This is a genomic window from Erysipelatoclostridium sp. An173 (assembly GCF_963931465.1).
Lineage (GTDB): Bacteria > Bacillota_I > Bacilli_A > Erysipelotrichales > Coprobacillaceae > Thomasclavelia > Thomasclavelia merdavium.
The window spans coordinates 2,119,328-2,139,978 of sequence record NZ_OZ007017.1 but is presented as its reverse complement, the minus strand read 5'-3'; the positions used below and the strand labels follow the sequence as shown (position 1 = coordinate 2,139,978).

Here is a 20,651-nt window from a genome sequence, read left to right as displayed (position 1 = left end):
ATAATAATGCTTTCAAAAATAAAAACAGGATCAAAAACTATATCAAATAGTCTTTAATCCGGCTTTATTTTAATCATTTAATTCTGGGATAAATTTATATAATGCATCAGCAATACCATCTTCATCATTTGAACCAGTGATATATTGGCTGATTTCTTTTAATTCATCAACAGCGTTAGCCATTGCAACACCTAAACCAGCATATTTAACCATAGAGGCATCGTTTTGACCATCACCAAAAGCAATCATTTCTTCTTGTTTATAACCCATTGGTTTTAAAACTGCATCTAATGCTTTAGCTTTATCAATTCCTTGAGCAGTAAATTCAAAATAGAAAGGACCAGTAAACATACAGCTTAGAGTATCTTTAAATGGTGCCATCATTTCTTGATAATTAGCTTGTAAATATTCAGGGTCGCTTGTAGTTAAAATTTTATTAATTTCAAAATCAGCGAACTTAGCTAAATCATCTACTTCACATAATTTATATTTACCACCACGTGATTCATATTCAAAAACATTGAATGGTTTACCATTAAAATTGATATAATTGTCATATACATTTGTTACATACATATATTCACCTTTATCAATCATTGGACGAACTCGATCAAATTTTTTCATATGTTCTAAGACTGCTTTACCTTCAGCAACTGATAATGGCTGATTAAACAATGTTTCCATTGTCTGACAATCAACGACCTTACTTCCGTTATAACAAACAAATAAACCATGATAACGATCCATTTCTAGTTCTTTTCCTAAATCAACTAATCCTGAAGTTGGCCGTCCTGAAGCCAAAATCAATTTAATTCCTTTTTCTTCTGCTTTAATTAATGCTTCTTTTGTTTTTGGCGTAACAATTTTTTCACTATTTGTTAAAGTGCCATCAACATCCATAATAATTACTTTATAACTATTTTCCATAATTCCACCTCGCTGTATCCATTATACTAAATTTCACAAATAAAATAATTGCTTTTATCAAAAATGAAAATATAAGTCAATTTTTCTGATATATAATAAAGTAATTTGATAAAATTATATCAAATACTCAAATATAAATAACAAAGTATAAACGAAAAAATACCATGGTATAAACGAGCTAGGAAATATTTTTTAAAACTATAATCGATTCCATCTAATAAATTATCAGTTTGCATCATTACACTTAACCCGCTAAATGATAAATTAAAACAAATCAAACTATAGACTAATGGCGTATGTTCAAATTGTAATAAGCCTAGACTGCCGGAGCTAAATTCTAAAACTCCTAAAATAACAGCATTGATAAAGGAATCATTGATAAAGTGACTAATTGCATAACCTATAAATTGAAATACTAACATGTATCCTAAAATAAAAATAAATGCATAACATGATGATAAGATACTTTTTTTTAGGGCATCGACGAAATTTAAATGCGGTTGTTTTATTTTAGCGATTGCTTCTTGTAAACTTAAAAAAGAATAATGTTGACGATAGCATAGGGCTTTTATTATACTAGGTATTAAATGACAGATATAAATAACTAGTGGTATTTCTAAATTTAAAGATACAAAGATAAAAGAAATAGAGGCAAAAGAAGCAATGGATAATAAATGCTGCAGTTCTTGAAGATTAATGTATTTTAGTTCATAGGCTTCTTTGATCATTTTTACATTGGTTGGATAACCACAAAAAAAAGAAATAAAGTATATTGAAGACATGATTGGTGATAATTTAAATAATGGTTTAAAAAACCATTGAATTATATAACTAAAGAAGTTCAATAAGCCAAGTAAAAGGCATAAGGAAATAAGAATCATAAATGGTAATAATGAAGGTAGTAGATTATTGATAACAATTTTAATTACGTTATTTGATAGTGCGACAATTTGGAACATATTAAAAAAAGAAAATAAAGTAATAAAAGCAACTAAAATCAAAGTAAAATAGTAATTAATTTTTTTCATAAGCTTTCCTTCTTGATTTTGATAATGTAAAATATAGTAGGGTGAAATAATGAAGGCATTAATTGTAGGTGTAAAATATTATAATATGAGCTATGATATCGATAAGTCTTTAGACGAGCTAGTCGAATTATGTAAAGCTTGTAATATCGAGGTAGCTAAAAAAGTTGTTCAAAATTTAGATAAAATTAATCCTTCTTTATATCTTGGAACTGGAAAAGTCCAAGAAATCAAAAATGATTTAGATGATATTGATATAGTTATTTTTGATGAGGAGCTTTCACCACTTCAAGTTAAAAATTTAACGGATATTTTAGATATTGAAGTAACTGATCGAACTGATTTGATTTTAAGGATCTTTGAAGTTCGGGCTCAAAGTAAAGAAGCTAAACTTCAAGTTGAAATCGCTAAAGGACAATATTTATTACCACGTCTTGCGGGAATGAAAGAACATTTATATAGTCAACAAGGTGGTTCTGGATTTCGAGGTAGTGGTGAAAAGCAGATTGAATTAGATCGCCGTTTGATTGCCAATCAGATTACACAAGCTAAACGACAATTAGCTAAAATTGTCAAACAGCGTCAAACTCAAAGACGAAAAAGAAAAGATAATGAACTACCAGTAATTGCATTAGTTGGTTATACAAATAGTGGTAAAAGTACATTATTGAATGCTTTTTGTAATAATTCATCAAAACATGTTTTACAGAAAAATATGTTATTTGCAACTTTACAGACTGCTACTAGATATATTGAAATAAATAAATGTCCTTGTTTAATGAGTGATACAGTTGGTTTTATAAATCGTTTACCGCATCAATTGATTGATGCATTTCGTTCAACATTAGAAGAAGTATTAGAAGCTGATTTATTGATCCATGTTGTTGATGCTTCTAATGAAAATTATGACCAATGTATTGAAACTACTAATCAGGTATTAAAGGAATTAGGAATTAAGGATACGCCGATGATTTATGCTTATAATAAAATTGATTTAAATAAATATGATTTAGTTATTCCTAAGGAGCCATACGTATTTATTTCGGCTAAGGAGCATATTGGATTAGATCAGCTAGAAAAAAACATCAGCGCTATCCTCTTTAAAGATTATGCTATTTATCAATTAAATATTCCATATCAAGATGGTGAAGTATTTAAGTATTTACATCAGCATTGTTTAGTGTTAGAATCTGAGTATTTAGAAAATAGTATTTATATGAAAATATCTGCTCATCCTGGTTTTATTGTTAGATATAAACAGTATTTATTAGAAAATTAAAGGAGGTCTTATCATGGATGATAAAAAACTCTTTCGCCTAGATTTATCAATTGCAGTGGAAGCTTCATCGGCTCAAGAAGCATTTGATATTCTAGTTACTGATGAAACATTGCATCAAATTAGAGAATTGGTAATTAAATCTAAAGATAACATTAAGGAAATGTTTGAAAAAGAAGAAGATAAACCGGCAATAATCAATTAGTTGATTATTGCTTATTTTTTTGCTAGAATTAAAAATATTATTAATGCCAAGGGAGGTTTTAAAGTGAATTTACACGGAAGAAGTTTTTTAACCTTAAAAGATTATAGTAAAGAAGAAATTAGATATTTACTAGACTTAGCTCATCAGCTAAAAAAAGAAAAAAAAGAAGGACGTTTAGGGGATCGTTTAAAAGGAAAAAATATTGTTTTATTGTTTGAAAAAACATCAACTAGAACAAGATGTGCCTTTGAAGTAGCTGGTCATGATGAAGGAGCTAATGTAACATTTTTAAGTAATTCACAAATGGGGAAAAAAGAATCAATTGAAGATACAGCTAAAGTATTAGGAAGAATGTATGATGGAATTGAATTTAGAGGTTTTGAGCAAAGTACTGTTGAAGCTTTAGCTAAACATTCAAAGATTCCAGTATGGAATGGTTTAACTGATGTTGATCATCCAACACAGACATTAGCTGACTTTTTAACAATCGAAGAACATTTAGACAAACCATTAAATGAAGTAAAATTTGTTTTTACTGGTGATATTCGTAATAATGTATGTTATGGATTAATGTATGGTGCTGCTAAAATGGGAATGCATTTTGTGGCATTAGGTCCAAAAGAATTAGAAATGGATCCTGAAGTAGTGGCATATTGTCAAAATGAAGCTAAAAAATCAGGTGGATCTTTTACAGTTAGTGATAATGTCGATGAGGCTGTTAAAGATGCTGATGTTATTTATACAGATATTTGGGTATCAATGGGGGAACCTGAAGAATTATATCCAAAACGAGTTAAAATGCTAACACCATATAAAGTAACTAGAGAAATGATGGCTAAGACAGGTAATCCTAATACTTTATTTATGCATTGTTTACCATCTTTCCATGATTTTGAAACAACATTAGCTAAAGAAAAATATGAACAAGGTATCGATATTCGTGAAGTTGAAGACGAAGTCTTTAGAAGTGAAAATTCGGTAGTATTTGATGAAGCTGAAAACCGGATGCATACTATTAAAGCAGTTATGGTAGCAACTTTAGGAAAATAAAAGCGGGACATTGAAATGAACCCTGTTATTTGTACATACAAATAATGGAGGTTTATTTCGTTCCGCTTTTTTAGAGGAGTCAATTATTATTTAGAGAAGTCTTCTTTTGTAATCATATCTAATAAACCACGATAATTATACGTTGCATAGATACTAGCTGAAATAGTGCGGACAGGAACTTTATTTTTGACAATATTCATTGCTTTAGGTTCTAAAAATGAAATCTGTGGTGCTAGATATAAGGCATCACAGTCTAAATAACTGCTGTCTAACTGATAGAAACCAATCGGAATGATTTCATAATTTAGATGTTTCAAGGAGATTAATTCAGCAAGTTTAGTTGCAAAGAATGTTGATGATAGACCACCAGAACAACAAAGAACAATTTTTACTGGAAATTGTTTTTGATGTTTTGTTAAGGCTTCATAGAAATCATAAAATAATTTTTGTCCTTGTGAGAGATTTACTAGTTGATAATGGAGATAAAATAACATATTTTCATCTTCATCGACTATTTGTTCTTCAACAATTCCGCTAGTCCAAATGACAATGGCACCTTTAATGTTATGGTAAATGAAATTAATTTTTTTACCACGATCATCAATATCAGTAGTAAAACATTCCATTTTCTGATCATATTTATTTTGATTACCAACTATCCATTGAAAAAACAATTCTAAATTGATATCTGAGTAAAATTCATCAACCATATTAACCCCTCCTTTAAAAATAAGTATAAACAAAAATTAAGAAAAAATGTGATTTTTTCCAAAATAGAAACCGCTTTCATTAAAAACCATAAACTAAAACCAATGACAGTTACTATAATTAGTTGTATAATTTTAAATATCAATTATAGTTAGGTGAGAAAATGTCAAAAAGAATCTATGTAGTAAGTGATATCCATGGATATTATGATTTATTTATTAAATTATTAGAAAAAATTAACTTTAATCAAGATGATTTATTATATATAATCGGTGATATTTGTGATCGTGGGCCAGATACATTAAAACTTATATTTTATATTCAAAAACATGATAATATAATTTTATTAAAAGGAAACCATGAATACATGATGCAAGAAGCTTTGTATTATGGTATTTATTATAATGATTTCGATTATCCTAGTAAAGCTTTAAAAATATGGATGGCAAATGGCGGTAATACGACAATGCAAAGTATTCGTAGTTATTTACAAAAAGATAAGTTGACCCACGATGATTATCGAGTAGTTAGAGATGCTTTTTTAAAACAGCTTTATGAATATTTAGTCAATTTACCAAATTATTTAGAAATAACGGTAAATAAAAAAAGATTTATTTTAGTACATGCCGGAATTAATCCACGTTATCCTCTAGAAAAACAACGGGTTCAAGATTTATTATGGATTAGAAATGATTTCTATTATGCTCGTGGTGATTTAACTAAAGTATATATTTTTGGTCATACACCGACAGTTTTATTAAATGAAGATCGTAGTTTTAATATCTGGTTTGATACAGTTAATCAAAATAAAATCGGAATTGATGGTGGATTGGCTTGTGGCAGTATTTATGGCCAGTTAAATTGTTTATGTTTAAATGATGGTAAAATTACAGTTATTAAAAAGGAGGGAGCGAATGATGAGGGGAGCTTTTTATAATTTAATTAATTTTATAAATACAACTAATGTAAATGATGTTTATGCTAATGCAGCTAGAAAGATCTTACAAAATATTTATTTAATACCTGAATGTACAATTACAGATGTTGCGGATTTATGTTTTGTTTCAACTGCTACGATATCCAGGTTATGTCGAAAATTGAATTATGAGTCTTTTGCAGATTTTAAAATGGATGTTACGATGAATTTAAATTATTTTAATCGTGATACTTTAAGATTGCAGTTTGATCATCAGTTACCAAAAAGGGAATATTTACATAAAGGGAAAGAAGTTTTTAAAGCTCATTTTGATAATATTTTAGATAATCTACAAAAAACATATGATAGTGTTTCATATGATGACTTAGATTTTATTGTTGATAAAATTCATGAAGCTAATAATGTGTGTTTCGCTGGTAATTTTTTTACCCAATCAGTATCAATGCAGCTGCAAATTGAATTATCATATTTAGGAAAAGAATGTAGCGGAATGTATCCATTAGAACAGCAGGTTGTAATAATTGAAAGCTTAGATGAAAACGATGTTATTATTGTTTCTAGTATTGCCGGAGGATTTATGATTGATCATCCGGATGTTATGAGAGTTATTTCTAAAAGTCCAGCCTATAAAATTGTTATTTCGCAATTAGATGATTTTGTCTATAGTGATAAAGTGGATATGATCTTAAAAGTAGGCACTGATCATCATTCATTGATTGGGAAGTTTTCAATAACTTATATTTTTGAAGTATTGGAAGCATTATATCATTTAAAATATGGAACTGAAGCAAAAGGAAAGTAAACTAAAATACAGCATTAATACATACCTTGTCAAGTAGATAAGATATGTATTACATGCTGTATTTTTTATAATAAAGAATAAGACCACATAGCTTTGATTTGCCATGATAATCGTTCATAACTCCATTGTCGCTGGCTGTTTTCACGACTATTTGGATCATTGACGATAAAATTATTATCTTTAACTTTAGTAATAACGATAAAATGACCAGTATCGGTAAAATCTCCAGGACGAACACTACAAATAATTGGGTGTCCCTGATTAAGTTCGTTGATCATAGCAGCTTTATTTAAAGTAACTGGAGTTGCTTTTAAACCAAAATCACGACAACCTTCCTGCATTAAAGACCATGATGTCTTACTGCCTTCAAGATAATTATTATTTTGTGCATAGTTAGCAATATAACGGGGATTATATTCGATGTTGCCAGTCAAACCAACACTAACCATAGCTAGACAAGTAGGTCCACATCCGGCAGTACCGATTATTTCATCACCATATTTGTTAAAAGCCCAGCGTGAATCCCATTGGATATATAAAGGAATTCCATCAGGACTTGCCAGTTCGATAGGTTCATCATTCTGTTTGGTAGTATAGTTATCTTTTAATTCGCTAGCTTGTGGATTTTTAGCGACAAAATCTATTATGTATTGGGGACAATCAGTTGTTTGAGTTATATCGTTATTATCTTGATAAAGTAGTGGTGGGATTATTTGAAGAAATAAATAGCCAATCAATAATATAGCGATAAACCCAATAAACGCTGGAATTTTTTTGATCATAGACTCATTGAGAAATATTTTGTGATAATTGAATAAATGATGATTGCCCCCAAAGCTAAAATAATTAGTAAGATATTTTTATAATTTGTTTTCTCTGTCATAATAAAGCTCCTTTACATCATGATAAAACGTGGATAATACGTGTAAACAGATAAGATACTCATTGTAGTAAAACTAGATAAAAATAAAGTTGTAACCAAATTAGAACTTTTTAATTTTTTAATTACTATATAAATCAAGATACCGATGATACAGCCAATAGCATTTAAAATAATATCATTGATATCAAAAATACCCCATCTAGTTGCTAACTGGATTAGTTCAAACGATAAACTAGTACATGTTCCAATAAAAATAATATGCCCATTACTTAAAAAACTAAAATAATATTTTAGAATAATACTTAAAGGGATAAATAGAACAATGTTACCTATAACATTAACAATTAAATTAAATGTCAATCCTAAATGCTGGTATTCACGAAGAAAAGAAAATAATTGCAAATTAATATTATTATGATAAATAGCTCCGTTTTTTAAAATTATAATTTTTATCAATAAAGCTAGATAAAGGATTGAACATAGAAATATAAGTATTTGATATAGTTTATTCTTTTTATTTTCCAAATTATTCCCTCCTAACAAAAAAACTATTCGACATGATTATAATATCAAAGTCGAATAGTTAATGTTTTTTTATTCTCTAAAGAAATTCTTACAAAAATCTTACAGTAGGCAATTTGATAGTAAAAGTAATTCTACCATCATCAATAGCAGCGCTTATAGTACCATGATGTAATTCAACAATTTTTTTTGTTATTGCTAAACCTAGTCCAGAACCACCAGTTTTACTATTACGAGACTCATCAAGCCGTACAAATGGTTCGAAAATGTGGTCAATGTTATAGGTTTTATTTTTATCAATTGCATTGGAAACAGTGATGATGATATCATCATTTTCCTGTCTAGCACCGATTATAATATCAGAATTTTCAATGCTATAATTTATGGCATTTCGAATTAGATTATCAAAAACTCGTTCAAATTGATTAATATCAATTTGGACTTTTAAATTTTCAGTAATTTGAGTAAGGCAATTCAAATTTTTTTCTTGATATAAAGGCATAAATTCATATGAAATCTGTGCCAACATAATTGATAAATTAACGGTTTCTGTTTCAATTACTGTATCACTAAGATTATATTTAGCGATTGAAAAGAATTCTTCAATTAATTCTTCTAAGCGAATTGCTTTATCATAAGCAATTTTAGTATAATCAGCTCGTTCTTTAGCTGATAACTCTGGTTGATTAACTAATAAGTTAAGATAACCAATGATTGATGTTAGTGGTGTTTTTAAATCATGGGCTAAATATAATAACAAATCATTTTTTTGTTGTTCAGCTTGTTTAATAGCGTGTTTGTTTTGTAAAGATTCACGCTTGATTTGATTCATTTGATCTTCAATTTCTTTTAATTCATATGGTAGTTTGATCATAGTATCATTATCAGCAACTAATATTTTACCAGCTTCAAGCATTTTTTCGATATATTGCATTGATTCACGATAACGAAATGAAAAGATAATGATGGCATCAACAGCAATCATAGTAATAAAAATAGTGACTAAATTATCTTTAATTACTTGAGCTAATTGATAGACTAAATCATATTCCTGCCAAATATATAAGTGATATACTTCATAAGAATATAATAATAAAATAATAAAAGCGATGGATGTAATACTTACAGTAATAGCTATTTTTTTGATTAGACTAGCAGTTAAACTTTGTTTAAAATGAGAATTATTCAATTGTGTATCCAACACCCCATACAGTTTTTACAAACTTTGGTTTACGTGCATTCTCGTGCATTTTTTCGCGTAGTCTTGCAACATGAGCCATTACAGTATTATTGTTATCTAAATATTTCTCTTGCCAAACAGCTTCAAATAACTCTTCAGAACTTACTACAGTGCCACGTTTTGAACATAAATACCATAAAATGGAAAATTCAATTGGTGTTAAATTTAACGGTTGATCATAAAGAGTACATTTATGAGTATCATTATTGATCATCAACCCATTAAAATCATATATTTGCTGATTAGTAGATATATCATTTGTATTATAGCGCGTATAACGACGAATTTGAGTTTTGATACGGGCAACTAATTCTAATGGATTAAATGGTTTAGTTAGATAGTCATCAGCACCTAATGTTAAACCGTTGATTTTATCCATATCATTACTCTTAGCCGTTAACATAATAACTGGGAAAAAATATTTTTGTCGTATTTCTTTTAATAAACTAAACCCATCTAAATCAGGCATCATCACATCAAGAATAGCTAAATCGTAGTGATTTTTATCTAAACTATCTAATGCCTTTTTACCATGATAATATTTATACACCTGATAACCTTCGTTTTGTAAATATAATTCAATTAAGTCAGCAATAGACTGTTCATCATCAACAACTAAAATATTATAAGCCATAATACCACCTCGATTTCATCTTAGCTTAATTTACTAAAAAATACAAATAATTAAAAAATATTTAAGAAAATTGTAAGAAATAAAAAAATAACATGAAAAACTATTGACGATATAGTTACTATATAGTGTTAAATATGGTTAAAGGAGATGAATATTATGAAAGCACATGATGTAGAATTAATGGTAGGAATTCCTAAACAGACTTTATTGTATTATGAAAAAGAGGGATTGATTACAGTAGCAAGGGATGATAATAATTATCGTAATTATAGTCAAAATAATATTGAAATTTTAAAGTTAATTAAGCTGTTACGAGAAATGGAGATATCAATTGATGAAATAAAGTTAATATTGGATAATAAACTTTCAATTAGAGAGGCTTTAGAAAAGAAAAAAGAATTTATTGAACATAATAAAATAGAATTAGATAATATTGATCAAAAGATCAATGATTATATAAAAAGAAATCGGGTTAAAGTTAGTTTTAATAATCAATCAATTACTAATTGGGTTGATAAAGAAACATTATTTTGTAATCAACGTAGTATCGATTATAACGGTATAAAGATCATGATTGATGAAATAAAAGAAATTGATTTATCAATGTGTAGTGAATTAAGACCGTTAGATATTATTCGGGTTTATTTAAATTATTATGTTGATATTGATATTCGTACTAGTTATGATACCTATTCATTTCAAATATTGAATAATGATAGTATAGTTATGTTATTCAAATATTTTAAAAAGAATAATTTAAAAATAAATGATCCATTAGATTTAGTAACTCTTTATCAAAATAAAGATGCAGTAGCGTTAAATAAGTATTTAGATATTCATTTTAAAAAGTGGGCTAAAAAATATCATTTAGATAATCCAAGAAATACCGATTCTCTTTTTTCTAGGTTTAAAAAAGATGATGAAAATTAATGTATTTAATTTTTTATAACGTTGATGTCATCAAAATCGCCGTTTATGCCTAAGTCATTTTCTTTAGTTTTTTAATGAATATAATGAAGGTGTAAGGAGGGATTTAGGATGAAAGAAAAAGTTATTATTGGTGAAAGGATTGGAATCAAAACTATTTTAGCGGGATATGTAGAATGGAGCATATTTGGCTTGATGGGAGCTGTTGGATTTTATAATTTGGTTGGACGTTATTTTATTAGTGATTCTAGAGTTAATTTGTTAGTATCATTGATTATTTTTATAGTAGTTGTGTTATTAGTAACTCCACTTTTTGGAGCAAATGAGTATTTAGAGTTTTCTAATGAAAAGGTATGTCATTATCGAGCTGGTAGTTATTTACAAAAGTGGTATCGAGCTATTATGATAATAATGAAAAAACCTGATTTGTGTAATTTGGAAATAAAAACTAGTGAAATTTATAGTGTACAATTATCTTATGTACGTTTTACGATGCTTTATGGACAAGCTGGTTATCAGTTAAAAATGACATTTTTATTAAAAGATGGTAGTTTGTTTTCTGTTTTACCAGCAGGTATTGATGATATGAAAAAAGGAAGATTTGAACAGGCATTTTCATTATTAGAGGAAAATGGGGTAATAATTGTTGATAAATTTAATTTAAGAAGTGTTTTAAATGATAAAAACAGTTTCTATTTGCATATTAAAGAAATTGAGGATTTGAAAAAGTGTTAAAGGTATTGTTAGTTTGTCAAAAGGAAAGTAATGAAATGTTGAAATCATTACTTAAAAATAGTTTAGAAACTGTTGAGTTTATCGATGAAGAAATGGTAGATAATAATTGTATTATAATAAAAGAAATAGATGATAATATTGATGGAATTTCTAATTTAGCTAATTATCAGGGACTTGTTTTTATGGTTAGTGATGGTAAGTATATGTTTGAATTATTAGAGTATAAACCGCTAGCATTTATTCGTAAGGATCATTTGCAAGAAGATATTGATTTTATTAGAGGTCAGTTAGAATATTTTAAGCAAGGATTAGAGTCATATATTGATTTTAAATCAAGCTATCAAACGGTAAGAATGAAAATTGATAATATTGTATATATTGAATCTTTTGCTCATTATTTAATTATTCATAGTAAAAGTGCTAATGTGCGAGTAAGAGAAAAGCTCTCTACAACGTTAGAAAAGTTAAAACCATATGGTTTTATTCAGGTTCATAAGTCATATTTAGTTAATAAGCATTATTTAAAACAAAAAAATAATCGTGAATTGAAATTAGAAAATGGGATAACTATTCCTGTTGGAAAGAAATTTCAACAAGTAATTAAAGATCTTTAGTGCTAACAAAATGTTAGTACTTTTTTAATATTAAAGTTTCAATCTTTATACATTCTTAATATCTTGCGTGCTAAGATATGGTTCGTTGAATAAGTGGTGGAGTCTGTCATAAAGCGATTGCTTTATTTATTCAATGTAAGATTACTTAAATAACGGTATTTAAAGTTACAGGTAAATTACTATTAGTAAAAGAATTTATGTTAAATCTTTTATCTTTGACAGACCTTGAAAGGGGGAAGAATTTTATTTAGTGGTAATTTAAGTTAGAAATTTTTAAATATTTATTTAGTTATTATAGTAATTAGGAGAGTTTTATATGGTTTTAAATAAAAAAGACGAATTAGTTGAAAGCCAAATTATTTACATGACACCGGTCGAAGCATACAAGTCAATGGAAACTAGTATGGAAGGATTGTCAGATATTCAAGTAAGTCAACGATTAGAAAAATATGGTAAAAATGTAATCACCAAGAAAAAGCAGGATTCATTATTTAAAAAGTTTATATCGAACTTTACAAGTTTGATGGCACTGCTTTTATGGTGTGGTGGAATCATTGCAATTATATCTGGTAGTGTTGAACTTGGGATATCTATTTTCTGTGTCAATTTAATAAACGGCTTTTTTTCATTTTTCCAAGAATTTAAAGCAGAAAAGGCTACTGGTGCTTTGCAAAAAATGATGCCTTCATATGCAAGGGTAGTTAGAAATAATCAAGAGGTAAAAATATTAGCGGAGGATATTGTCCCTGGCGATATTATGATTTTAGAAGAAGGGGATCGGATTAGTGGTGACGCTAGAATTTTACGTTGTAGTGATTTTAAAGTTGACCAATCAACTTTAACCGGTGAAAGTAATCCGATTCGAAAAAATTATGAAGCTTTAAAAGAAGAAACTAGTTATCTTGAAGCTGCAAATATGATTTTTACAGGAACGACTGTTTCTTCAGGAACTTGTCATTGTGTTGTAGTTAAAACTGGTATGGCAACTGAATTTGGTAAGATTGCCGATTTAACACAAAATACTAAAAAGACATTATCCCCATTACAAAAAGAACTTAATATTTTAACTAAACAGATTGCTGCAATTGCTTTAAGTGTTGGGATTGCATTTATGTTGATTGCTGTTTTCATTATCCAAGATCCAATCATGGAATCATTTATTTTTGCTTTAGGAATGGTCGTAGCTTTTATTCCTGAGGGTCTTTTACCAGCGGTAACTTTATCACTAGCACTTTCAGTTCAAAGAATGGCTAAAGAAAATGCTTTAGTTAAAAAATTATCAGCAGTAGAAACTTTAGGTTGTACCAATGTGATTTGTTCAGATAAGACCGGTACTTTAACTCAAAATGAAATGACGGTTAATCATTTATGGACGTTTGAAAGCAAATTAGATGTTAGTGGTGAAGGATATAGTAGTGAAGGTAATATTCATGATGGTGATAATATCATCACAGTTAATAAAAGTAACACTTTAAGATTATTATTAAGTGGAGCTGCATTATGTTCAAATGCTAAGTTGGTACCACCAAGTAAAAACAGTGCTAATGCTCGTTATACTGTTTTAGGTGATCCTACAGAAGCATGTTTGGGTGTTGTCGCTAAAAAAGGTGGCATTGACTATAAAAAGTTAAATCAAGAGTATCCTCGAATTTTAGAGTTGCCATTTGAGTCAAATCGTAAGAGAATGACAACAATTCATCAATTAAAGGAACCATTTGAAGGAAGTAACCGTATTGCTTTTATTAAAGGGTCTCCAAAAGAAGTGATGGAACTTTGTAATAAATATTATAGTGGTGGTAAAGCTAATCAAATAAGTGAAGATGATCGTCAAAAAATTATGGCAGCTAATGATTTATACGCTAAACAAGGTTTAAGGGTATTAGCGGTTGCCTATCGATCTTTATCACACAATGATCCAAGTTTGCCAAGTGCAATTAGGGAATATACCCCAGAAAATATTGAACGTGATTTAACATTTCTTGGGTTAGTTGCGATGCAAGATCCACCTCGCAAAGAGGTTAAAGAAGCAGTTGCGTTATGCCGTAGTGCTGGAATCAAGATTATTATGATAACTGGTGACTATGGATTAACAGCAGAAAGTATTGCTCGTAAAATTGGGATTATTCAAAGTGAAGATGCTAAAATTATTTCTGGTGTTGAACTTGCAAAAATGGATGATGACCAGTTAAAAGAAGTATTAAAAGGTGAAGTTGTATTTGCACGTATGGCTCCAGATCAAAAATATCGAATTGTTTGTGCCTTACAGGAATTAGGAAATATTGTTGCGGTAACTGGTGATGGAGTTAACGATTCACCAGCATTAAAGAAAGCTGATATTGGTGTTGCAATGGGTATTTCTGGTACAGATGTAGCTAAAGAAGCAGCTGATATGATTTTAACAGATGATAACTTTGCTTCAATTGTTAGTGCTATTAAAGAAGGACGGACGGTATATAATAATATTAGAAAATTCTTACGTTATATTTTCGATAGTAACACGCCAGAAGCTGCTGCTCCTGCGTTATATCTATTTTCTGGTGGTTTAGTTCCTTTACCATTAACGATCATGCAGATTTTAACGATTGATATTGGTACTGACATGGTTCCTGCTTTAGGACTAGGTGCAGAGCATGGTGAAGATAATATCATGAATCAGCCACCACGTTCATTAGATGAGCGGTTATTAAATAAATCAGTAATTATTAGAGGATTTCTTTGGTATGGATTATTGCTTACTGTATTTGCTTTAGGTGGTTATTTCTTAGTCAATTACTTATATGGCTGGCCAAATATTTCATTGGCTCCTGAAGGAACTTTCGTTTATCAAAAAGCAACGACAATGATGTTAGCAGGTGTTGTTTTTGGACAAATTGCAATGGCTTTAAACAATCGTACTGAAACAGAGTCAGTTTTAAAGCGGGGTATTTTTTCTAACCATTATATAAATCTTGGTTTTGTAGCTGAAATAGTAATTTTACTATTAATTGTTTATGTGCCTTTTTTTAATGGTGTTTTTGGTACAGCACCACTAGGAATTTATGAATGGTTATATTTAATCCCAATTCCATTTATTCTATTTGGAATTGAAGAATTAAGAAAGAAAATTGTGAGAAAAAGAAAAAAATAAAGGAGAAGAATATGAAAATAATAATTGTTGGCTGTGGGAATTTTGGAACCCGTTTAGCGAAATATTTAAATGGATTAAATCATGATGTTGTTATTATTGATAACCGTCAGGAAACGTTTAATAATTTAGATGATAACTTTACTGGGAAAACTATTTTAGGTATTGGTTATGACAAAGATATTTTAGAAAAAGCGGGTATTAAAACAGCAGATACTTTAGTTAGCTGTTCAAGCAGTGATGCAGTAAATGCAGTAGTAAGTCATATTGCTCATAATATTTATCATGTTCCTAATGTAATTGCCCGTATGTATGATAATAAAAAAGCTCGAATTTTTAGATCAATGGGAATCCACATTATTTCAGTAACAGGATTAGGCGTTGAAAGAATTATGGATTATATTGATACTAGTCGTTTGCAGGTAATTAAAAAAATCGGTGATGATAGTGAAATTAGAGTTGTAAAAATCAAAGCTGGTTTATCAATGATTGGTAAAACAGTTTTAGAAATTACTAGTCATGGCGAATTTGAAGTAATTGCTATTGAACGCTATGGAACAACTATGATTCCTTTAAAAGATACTAAAATTATGGAAAATGATGTTGTCTATTTTACTGTATTAGAAGAATCAATTAATGAATTTAAACAAGTTATTTTATAATTATGGAGGATAATATGAGAGTAATTATTATAGGTGGTGGCCAGGTAGGAACTTATATTGCTGGTTTGCTATATGAAAATCATGATGTTAAAGTAATTGAAAATCGTCCTAAATCAATTGAAAATTTTAAAAACTATAATCTACCAGAAGAATTACTAGTTATTGGTGATGGTACCGATGTTGATGTTTTAGAAAAAGCTGGTATTAGAGAATGTGATGCTTTGGTCTGTGTTACTGGTCTTGATGAAATAAATTTAACAGCAGCAATGGTTTCTAAATTTGAATACGATGTACCACGAGTAATTGGACGTGTTAATAATCCTAAAAATGTCTGGTTATTTAACTCAGGAATGGGAATTGATACTAAGATTAATCAAGCAGATATTATTGGTCATATGATTGCTGATGAAATGAATTATCAATCTTTAATGACTTTATTAAAATTATCAAAAGGTGATTATTCAATTGTACGTATTCGAGTAGATTATCATTCTAGTTATGTTGGAAAAACAGTATCTCAACTTGATATGCCTAATAACGCTTTATTGATCGCTATCTATCAAGAAGATGAATTATTAATTCCTCATGGTGATACAGTAATTGAAGCGGGACAGAATATTTTAGCTTTTGGTGATGATCAGGCAATTGAAAAATTGAATCAAATTTTTACTAGTTAATATAATCTTAAAAAATTAGTTTTTATGCTATAATAAAGGTTCAAGGCAGGTGGATAAAATGTTACAACAAGGTGATAAAATAAGTATAATTACCTGTTCTAATGGCCTTTTAGATAGCCAAAGCAAGCAGATTGAAAACTTATATATGATTTTAAAAAAAGCTGGATTAATACCGGTGTTAAGTCCATATCTTTACCGGCAAGAATCAGTGTTTGCCACTGATGCTAAAAATCGTGCTAAAGTGCTTATGGATAGTTATAATGATAATGAAATCAAAGCGATATTTGATGTTTCTGGGGGAAATATTGCAAATGAAATACTGGATTTACTTGACTATGATTTGATTAAAAGAAACCCGAAACCATTCTGGGGTTATAGTGATTTAACAACTGTTATTAATGCTTTATATCATCAAACTGGTCAATGTGAATATTTGTATCAAATTAGAAATATTCTTTTAAAACAGCAATATGATGATTTTAATAATAGTGTATTTTTAAATCAAAATGATTTATATGATTTTTCATATCGTTTTATTCAGCAGACCCAGATGTCAGGAGTTGTAATTGGTGGTAATATTCGCTGTTTTTTAAAGCTGGCTGGAACTAAGTATTTACCGGATTTTTCTAATCGAATTTTATTTTTAGAAAGTTATAGTGGAGATGTTGCGTTAATGACTACTTATTTAACCCAGCTAAAACAAATGGGAGTTTTTCAAAAAATTTCAGGATTGTTATTAGGAACCTTTACAGAGATGGAAAGAAATAATGAATATCCCGATATTGTAGCTTTAGCAACTAGAATTATTGATGATAAAAATCTAGCGATTGCTAAAACGGATGATATTGGACATAGTCGAAATTCAAAGTGTTTAATTATTGGTAAAGAATATCGATTAAAAAAATAGGTCAAGAAATATTTCTTGACCTATTTGCTTGCAAATTCAGCTAAAAATTGTTCATTTAAAGCAATTACTTTTTTCATAGCCTCAATTCCTGGGGCACCGATTGTATTTCGTTTATTAACACAAGTTTCAACGCTTATTGCTTCATAAATATCTTCATCAAATACATCGCAAATAGCTTTAAATTCATCAATAGTTAAATCATCTAAATCTTTATTTTGTTCAATGGCATATAAAACTAATTTACCAATAATACCATGAGCATCTCTAAATGGAACGCCTTTATTAACTAAATAATCAGCGGCATCAGTAGCATTAGTGAAACCACCAGTAGCTGATTTACGCATTTTTGTTTTATTAAATGTAGTTGTTTTTAACATATCATTTAATAATTGTAAACATCCTTTAGTAGTTGTTAGGGCGTCGAAAAATAACTCTTTATCTTCTTGCATATCTTTATTATATGCAAGTGGTAGACCCTTCATTGTTGTAAGTAAGCTAGTTAAAGCACCATAAACACGTCCAGTTTTTCCTCTGATTAATTCAGCAATATCAGGATTTTTTTTCTGTGGCATGATTGAAGATCCAGTTGAAAAAGTATCATCTAGTTCAACAAATTGATATTCATTAGTATTCCAGATAATTATTTCTTCACTAATTCTTGACATGTGCATCATCATTGTCGCTATGGCACTTAATAATTCGATTAAATAATCACGATCACTTACGCCATCAATACTATTTAAACATGGACCGTCAAATCCTAATAATTCAGCAGTATATTCGCGATCTAGAGGATAAGTTGTTCCTGCTAAGGCTCCAGATCCTAATGGACAGACATTCATGCGTTTATATATATCTTCTAAACGACTGCTATCACGTTTAAACATTTCAAAATATGCGCCCATATGATGAGCTAAAGTAATTGGCTGGGCTTTTTGTAAATGAGTAAAGCCAGGCATTATTGTATCGATATGTTCTTTCATGATGTCATTAATAGTAATTAATAAATCATGAATTAAAGTATTTAACATCAAAATTTGATCGCGGGTATATAAACGCATATCCAAAGCCACCTGGTCGTTACGACTACGACCAGTATGTAATTTTTTACCAGTATCACCAATACGATCAATTAAAGTTGATTCTACAAAACTGTGAATATCTTCTTGAGTATTGTCGATTTTTAATGTGCCATTTTCAATATCAGCTAAAATCTGTTGTAATGCTGTTTCAATTTGTTGACCTTCTTCTTTAGTTAAAATCCCTTGTTTGGCAAGCATCTTAACATGAGCGATACTACCTTGAATATCTTGACGATAGAATGTTTGATCAAAACTGATTGATGCATTAAAGTCATAGACTAATTGATTGGTAGGTTTAGTAAAACGTCCACCCCATAGATTCATAAATTTCCTCCTTATAATAAAAGGGCATTAGCCCTTTTTATTTTTTATTATTTAATTTCATTGCTCTAACTTTAGTTGAAAGTCCATATAAAGTAATGAATCCTTCAGCATCATGATGATCATATAAATCACCAGTAGCAAAGCTTGCGATATCTTCATCATATAATGAATATGGTGAAGTAGTACCTTCTTTAATAATATTACCTTTATATAATCTAAATTTAGTTGTTCCGCTAACAACTTCTTGAGTTTTATCAACAAAAGCAGTTAAAGCTTCTCTAAGTGGTGAAAACCATTTAGCACCATAAACTAATTCTGCAAACTCTACAGATACCAAGCGTTTATATTTTAAAGTTTCACGATCAAGAACTAATTCTTCTAATTGGCGATGAGCTTCCATTAAAATAGTTCCCCCTGGAGTTTCATAAACACCACGAGATTTCATACCAACAACACGGTTTTCAACGATATCTACAATACCAATTCCATGTTTTCCACCTAATTCATTTAATTCTTCTAAAATAGCAGTTAGTGATTTAGCTTTACCGTTAATTTTAACTGGGACCCCTTTTTCCCATTCAAGTACGACATGTTCTGCTTCATCAGGTGCTTTTTCTGGTGAATTAGATAAAACTAATAAATGGTCATAATTTGGTGTATTTTCAGGATTTTCAAGTTCTAATCCTTCATGAGAAATATGCCAAATATTACGATCACGTGAATAACTTGAATCAGCTGAGAATGGTAAATCAATACCATGTTCTTTACAATATTCAATTTCAGATTCTCTAGAATCCATTGTCCATTTTGGATCACGCCAAGCAGCAATGATTTTTAAATCAGGTGCTAAGGCTTTGATACCAAGTTCAAAACGAATCTGGTCATTTCCTTTACCAGTAGCCCCATGACAAATTGCAGTAGCCCCTTCTTGTCTAGCTACATCTACTAATACTTTAGCAATTAAAGGTCTTGCAGTAGCAGTTCCTAATAAGTATTTATATTCGAAGACAGCATCAGCTTGAACAGTAGGCATAATATAGTCTTTAACATATTCATCAACTACATGTTTTACATATAATTTAGTTGCGCCACAAGCTTTTGCTCGTTCTTCAAGGCCGTCTAATTCATCGCCTTGTCCAACGTCGATACAACAGCAGATTACTTCATAGTCATAATTTTCTTTTAACCAAGGAATAATTGCAGTTGTGTCTAATCCGCCAGAGTAAGCAAGAATAACTTTTTCTTTCATCTAAAATTCCCCCTTAAAGTAACATTAAATTATCATTATAATAAACTAAAGTGTTTAAAATTGCAATGCTTTATCGTAATAATAACCATTTTATTAACTGTTCATATTATAGTAATAATGATAAAATAAAATTATCTAAAA

The 20,651-nt window shown here is 29.3% G+C and carries 21 protein-coding genes; 12 read left to right on the top strand and 9 right to left on the bottom strand.

All coding sequences use genetic code 11. The features are described 5' to 3' along the window. Positions 1-69 precede the first annotated feature (69 nt). Together ABGT36_RS10705 and ABGT36_RS10700 are read right to left on the bottom strand one after the other, a co-directional pair. Positions 70-927, bottom strand: a complete 858-nt coding sequence (locus tag ABGT36_RS10705; protein WP_087301315.1) for a Cof-type HAD-IIB family hydrolase — start codon at positions 925-927, stop codon at positions 70-72. A gap of 119 nt (positions 928-1,046) precedes the next feature. Then, positions 1,047-1,955, bottom strand: coding sequence for a nucleoside recognition domain-containing protein (locus tag ABGT36_RS10700; protein WP_346677911.1), 909 nt, complete (start codon positions 1,953-1,955; stop codon positions 1,047-1,049). Between the two features lie 49 nt (positions 1,956-2,004). On the opposite strand from ABGT36_RS10700, the gene hflX reads away from it, so the two are divergent. The 3 genes from hflX (at position 2,005) to argF (ending at position 4,483) form a co-directional block, all read left to right on the top strand. Then, positions 2,005-3,231, top strand: a complete 1,227-nt coding sequence (gene hflX, locus ABGT36_RS10695; protein ID WP_346677909.1) for a GTPase HflX — start codon at positions 2,005-2,007, stop codon at positions 3,229-3,231. Between the two features lie 13 nt (positions 3,232-3,244). After that, positions 3,245-3,433 (top strand): hypothetical protein, encoded by a 189-nt coding sequence (locus ABGT36_RS10690; RefSeq protein WP_087301309.1) that lies wholly within the window; start codon positions 3,245-3,247, stop codon positions 3,431-3,433. Positions 3,434-3,496: 63 nt separating this feature from the next. Beyond that, entirely contained in the window at positions 3,497-4,483 is a 987-nt protein-coding gene (gene argF / locus ABGT36_RS10685) for an ornithine carbamoyltransferase (RefSeq protein ID WP_087301307.1), read from the top strand. Between the two features lie 86 nt (positions 4,484-4,569). On the opposite strand, the gene ABGT36_RS10680 is transcribed toward argF, so the two are convergent. Then, positions 4,570-5,193 carry a hypothetical protein gene (locus tag ABGT36_RS10680; protein ID WP_087370661.1) on the bottom strand — a complete coding sequence of 208 codons (624 nt, stop codon included), beginning with the start codon at positions 5,191-5,193 and terminating at the stop codon, positions 4,570-4,572. Positions 5,194-5,354: 161 nt separating this feature from the next. Here ABGT36_RS10680 and ABGT36_RS10675 point away from each other — a divergent pair, with 161 nt between their 5' ends. Next, positions 5,355-6,128 carry a metallophosphoesterase gene (locus ABGT36_RS10675; protein WP_087301303.1) on the top strand — a complete coding sequence of 258 codons (774 nt, stop codon included), beginning with the start codon at positions 5,355-5,357 and terminating at the stop codon, positions 6,126-6,128. Continuing rightward, positions 6,106-6,930 carry a MurR/RpiR family transcriptional regulator gene (locus tag ABGT36_RS10670; protein WP_239404202.1) on the top strand — a complete coding sequence of 275 codons (825 nt, stop codon included), beginning with the start codon at positions 6,106-6,108 and terminating at the stop codon, positions 6,928-6,930. The genes ABGT36_RS10675 and ABGT36_RS10670 overlap by 23 nt, the downstream gene beginning before the upstream one ends. Positions 6,931-6,995: 65 nt before the next feature. Here the strand turns inward: ABGT36_RS10670 and ABGT36_RS10665 are convergent, their stop codons facing one another. The 4 genes from ABGT36_RS10665 to vanR form a co-directional block, all read right to left on the bottom strand. Then, entirely contained in the window at positions 6,996-7,712 is a 717-nt protein-coding gene (locus tag ABGT36_RS10665; protein WP_346677906.1) for a C39 family peptidase, read from the bottom strand. Between the two features lie 113 nt (positions 7,713-7,825). Then, positions 7,826-8,338: a VanZ family protein gene (locus ABGT36_RS10660; RefSeq protein WP_087370664.1), complete on the bottom strand. Its 513-nt coding sequence runs from the start codon at positions 8,336-8,338 to the stop codon at positions 7,826-7,828. An 88-nt stretch (positions 8,339-8,426) separates the two neighbouring features. Then, entirely contained in the window at positions 8,427-9,524 is a 1,098-nt protein-coding gene (locus ABGT36_RS10655; protein WP_296884008.1) for a cell wall metabolism sensor histidine kinase WalK, read from the bottom strand. After that, positions 9,517-10,209 carry a VanR-ABDEGLN family response regulator transcription factor gene (vanR, locus tag ABGT36_RS10650; RefSeq protein ID WP_346677903.1) on the bottom strand — a complete coding sequence of 231 codons (693 nt, stop codon included), beginning with the start codon at positions 10,207-10,209 and terminating at the stop codon, positions 9,517-9,519. The genes ABGT36_RS10655 and vanR overlap by 8 nt, the downstream gene beginning before the upstream one ends. A 156-nt stretch (positions 10,210-10,365) precedes the next feature. Here vanR and ABGT36_RS10645 point away from each other — a divergent pair, with 156 nt between their 5' ends. The 7 genes from ABGT36_RS10645 to ABGT36_RS10615 all read left to right on the top strand — a co-directional run bounded on the left by ABGT36_RS10645 (position 10,366) and on the right by ABGT36_RS10615 (position 17,855). Continuing rightward, on the top strand, positions 10,366-11,139 hold the full coding sequence (locus ABGT36_RS10645) for a MerR family transcriptional regulator (protein WP_296883342.1): 774 nt from the start codon (positions 10,366-10,368) through the stop codon (positions 11,137-11,139). A 108-nt stretch (positions 11,140-11,247) separates the two neighbouring features. Beyond that, complete coding sequence (locus tag ABGT36_RS10640) at positions 11,248-11,871, top strand: hypothetical protein (RefSeq protein WP_308698412.1); 624 nt, start codon at positions 11,248-11,250, stop codon at positions 11,869-11,871. After that, positions 11,865-12,485 (top strand): LytTR family DNA-binding domain-containing protein, encoded by a 621-nt coding sequence (locus ABGT36_RS10635; protein ID WP_346677900.1) that lies wholly within the window; start codon positions 11,865-11,867, stop codon positions 12,483-12,485. The genes ABGT36_RS10640 and ABGT36_RS10635 overlap by 7 nt, the downstream gene beginning before the upstream one ends. A 316-nt stretch (positions 12,486-12,801) precedes the next feature. Then, positions 12,802-15,612 carry a cation-transporting P-type ATPase gene (locus tag ABGT36_RS10630; protein ID WP_346677898.1) on the top strand — a complete coding sequence of 937 codons (2,811 nt, stop codon included), beginning with the start codon at positions 12,802-12,804 and terminating at the stop codon, positions 15,610-15,612. A gap of 11 nt (positions 15,613-15,623) precedes the next feature. Further along, entirely contained in the window at positions 15,624-16,271 is a 648-nt protein-coding gene (locus ABGT36_RS10625) for a TrkA family potassium uptake protein (RefSeq protein ID WP_296883334.1), read from the top strand. Positions 16,272-16,285: 14 nt separating this feature from the next. Beyond that, positions 16,286-16,948, top strand: coding sequence for a TrkA family potassium uptake protein (locus tag ABGT36_RS10620; protein WP_296883332.1), 663 nt, complete (start codon positions 16,286-16,288; stop codon positions 16,946-16,948). A gap of 58 nt (positions 16,949-17,006) precedes the next feature. After that, positions 17,007-17,855, top strand: coding sequence for a S66 peptidase family protein (locus tag ABGT36_RS10615; protein WP_346677896.1), 849 nt, complete (start codon positions 17,007-17,009; stop codon positions 17,853-17,855). A gap of 20 nt (positions 17,856-17,875) precedes the next feature. Here ABGT36_RS10615 and argH read toward each other — a convergent pair whose 3' ends face one another. Both argH and ABGT36_RS10605 read right to left on the bottom strand, forming a co-directional pair. Then, positions 17,876-19,261: an argininosuccinate lyase gene (gene argH, locus ABGT36_RS10610; protein ID WP_346677894.1), complete on the bottom strand. Its 1,386-nt coding sequence runs from the start codon at positions 19,259-19,261 to the stop codon at positions 17,876-17,878. A gap of 37 nt (positions 19,262-19,298) precedes the next feature. Beyond that, a complete protein-coding gene (locus ABGT36_RS10605) occupies positions 19,299-20,510 on the bottom strand; it encodes an argininosuccinate synthase (RefSeq protein ID WP_087301278.1) in 1,212 nt (403 codons plus the stop codon). Positions 20,511-20,651: the final 141 nt, after the last annotated feature.

What these genes read in the sequence shown, in the direction of transcription:
- ABGT36_RS10670 (WP_239404202.1), top strand. Translation starts at nt 6,106, where the DNA reads ATGATGAGGGGAGCTTTTTATAATTTAATTAATTTTATAAATACAACT.
- ABGT36_RS10700 (WP_346677911.1), bottom strand. Translation starts at nt 1,955, where the DNA reads ATGAAAAAAATTAATTACTATTTTACTTTGATTTTAGTTGCTTTTATT.
- ABGT36_RS10665 (WP_346677906.1), bottom strand. Translation starts at nt 7,712, where the DNA reads ATGATCAAAAAAATTCCAGCGTTTATTGGGTTTATCGCTATATTATTG.
- ABGT36_RS10640 (WP_308698412.1), top strand. Translation starts at nt 11,248, where the DNA reads ATGAAAGAAAAAGTTATTATTGGTGAAAGGATTGGAATCAAAACTATT.
- ABGT36_RS10645 (WP_296883342.1), top strand. Translation starts at nt 10,366, where the DNA reads ATGAAAGCACATGATGTAGAATTAATGGTAGGAATTCCTAAACAGACT.
- ABGT36_RS10705 (WP_087301315.1), bottom strand. Translation starts at nt 927, where the DNA reads ATGGAAAATAGTTATAAAGTAATTATTATGGATGTTGATGGCACTTTA.
- ABGT36_RS10615 (WP_346677896.1), top strand. Translation starts at nt 17,007, where the DNA reads ATGTTACAACAAGGTGATAAAATAAGTATAATTACCTGTTCTAATGGC.
- ABGT36_RS10605 (WP_087301278.1), bottom strand. Translation starts at nt 20,510, where the DNA reads ATGAAAGAAAAAGTTATTCTTGCTTACTCTGGCGGATTAGACACAACT.
- vanR (WP_346677903.1), bottom strand. Translation starts at nt 10,209, where the DNA reads ATGGCTTATAATATTTTAGTTGTTGATGATGAACAGTCTATTGCTGAC.
- hflX (WP_346677909.1), top strand. Translation starts at nt 2,005, where the DNA reads ATGAAGGCATTAATTGTAGGTGTAAAATATTATAATATGAGCTATGAT.
- ABGT36_RS10620 (WP_296883332.1), top strand. Translation starts at nt 16,286, where the DNA reads ATGAGAGTAATTATTATAGGTGGTGGCCAGGTAGGAACTTATATTGCT.
- ABGT36_RS10680 (WP_087370661.1), bottom strand. Translation starts at nt 5,193, where the DNA reads ATGGTTGATGAATTTTACTCAGATATCAATTTAGAATTGTTTTTTCAA.
- ABGT36_RS10625 (WP_296883334.1), top strand. Translation starts at nt 15,624, where the DNA reads ATGAAAATAATAATTGTTGGCTGTGGGAATTTTGGAACCCGTTTAGCG.
- ABGT36_RS10675 (WP_087301303.1), top strand. Translation starts at nt 5,355, where the DNA reads ATGTCAAAAAGAATCTATGTAGTAAGTGATATCCATGGATATTATGAT.
- argH (WP_346677894.1), bottom strand. Translation starts at nt 19,261, where the DNA reads ATGAATCTATGGGGTGGACGTTTTACTAAACCTACCAATCAATTAGTC.
- ABGT36_RS10690 (WP_087301309.1), top strand. Translation starts at nt 3,245, where the DNA reads ATGGATGATAAAAAACTCTTTCGCCTAGATTTATCAATTGCAGTGGAA.
- ABGT36_RS10630 (WP_346677898.1), top strand. Translation starts at nt 12,802, where the DNA reads ATGGTTTTAAATAAAAAAGACGAATTAGTTGAAAGCCAAATTATTTAC.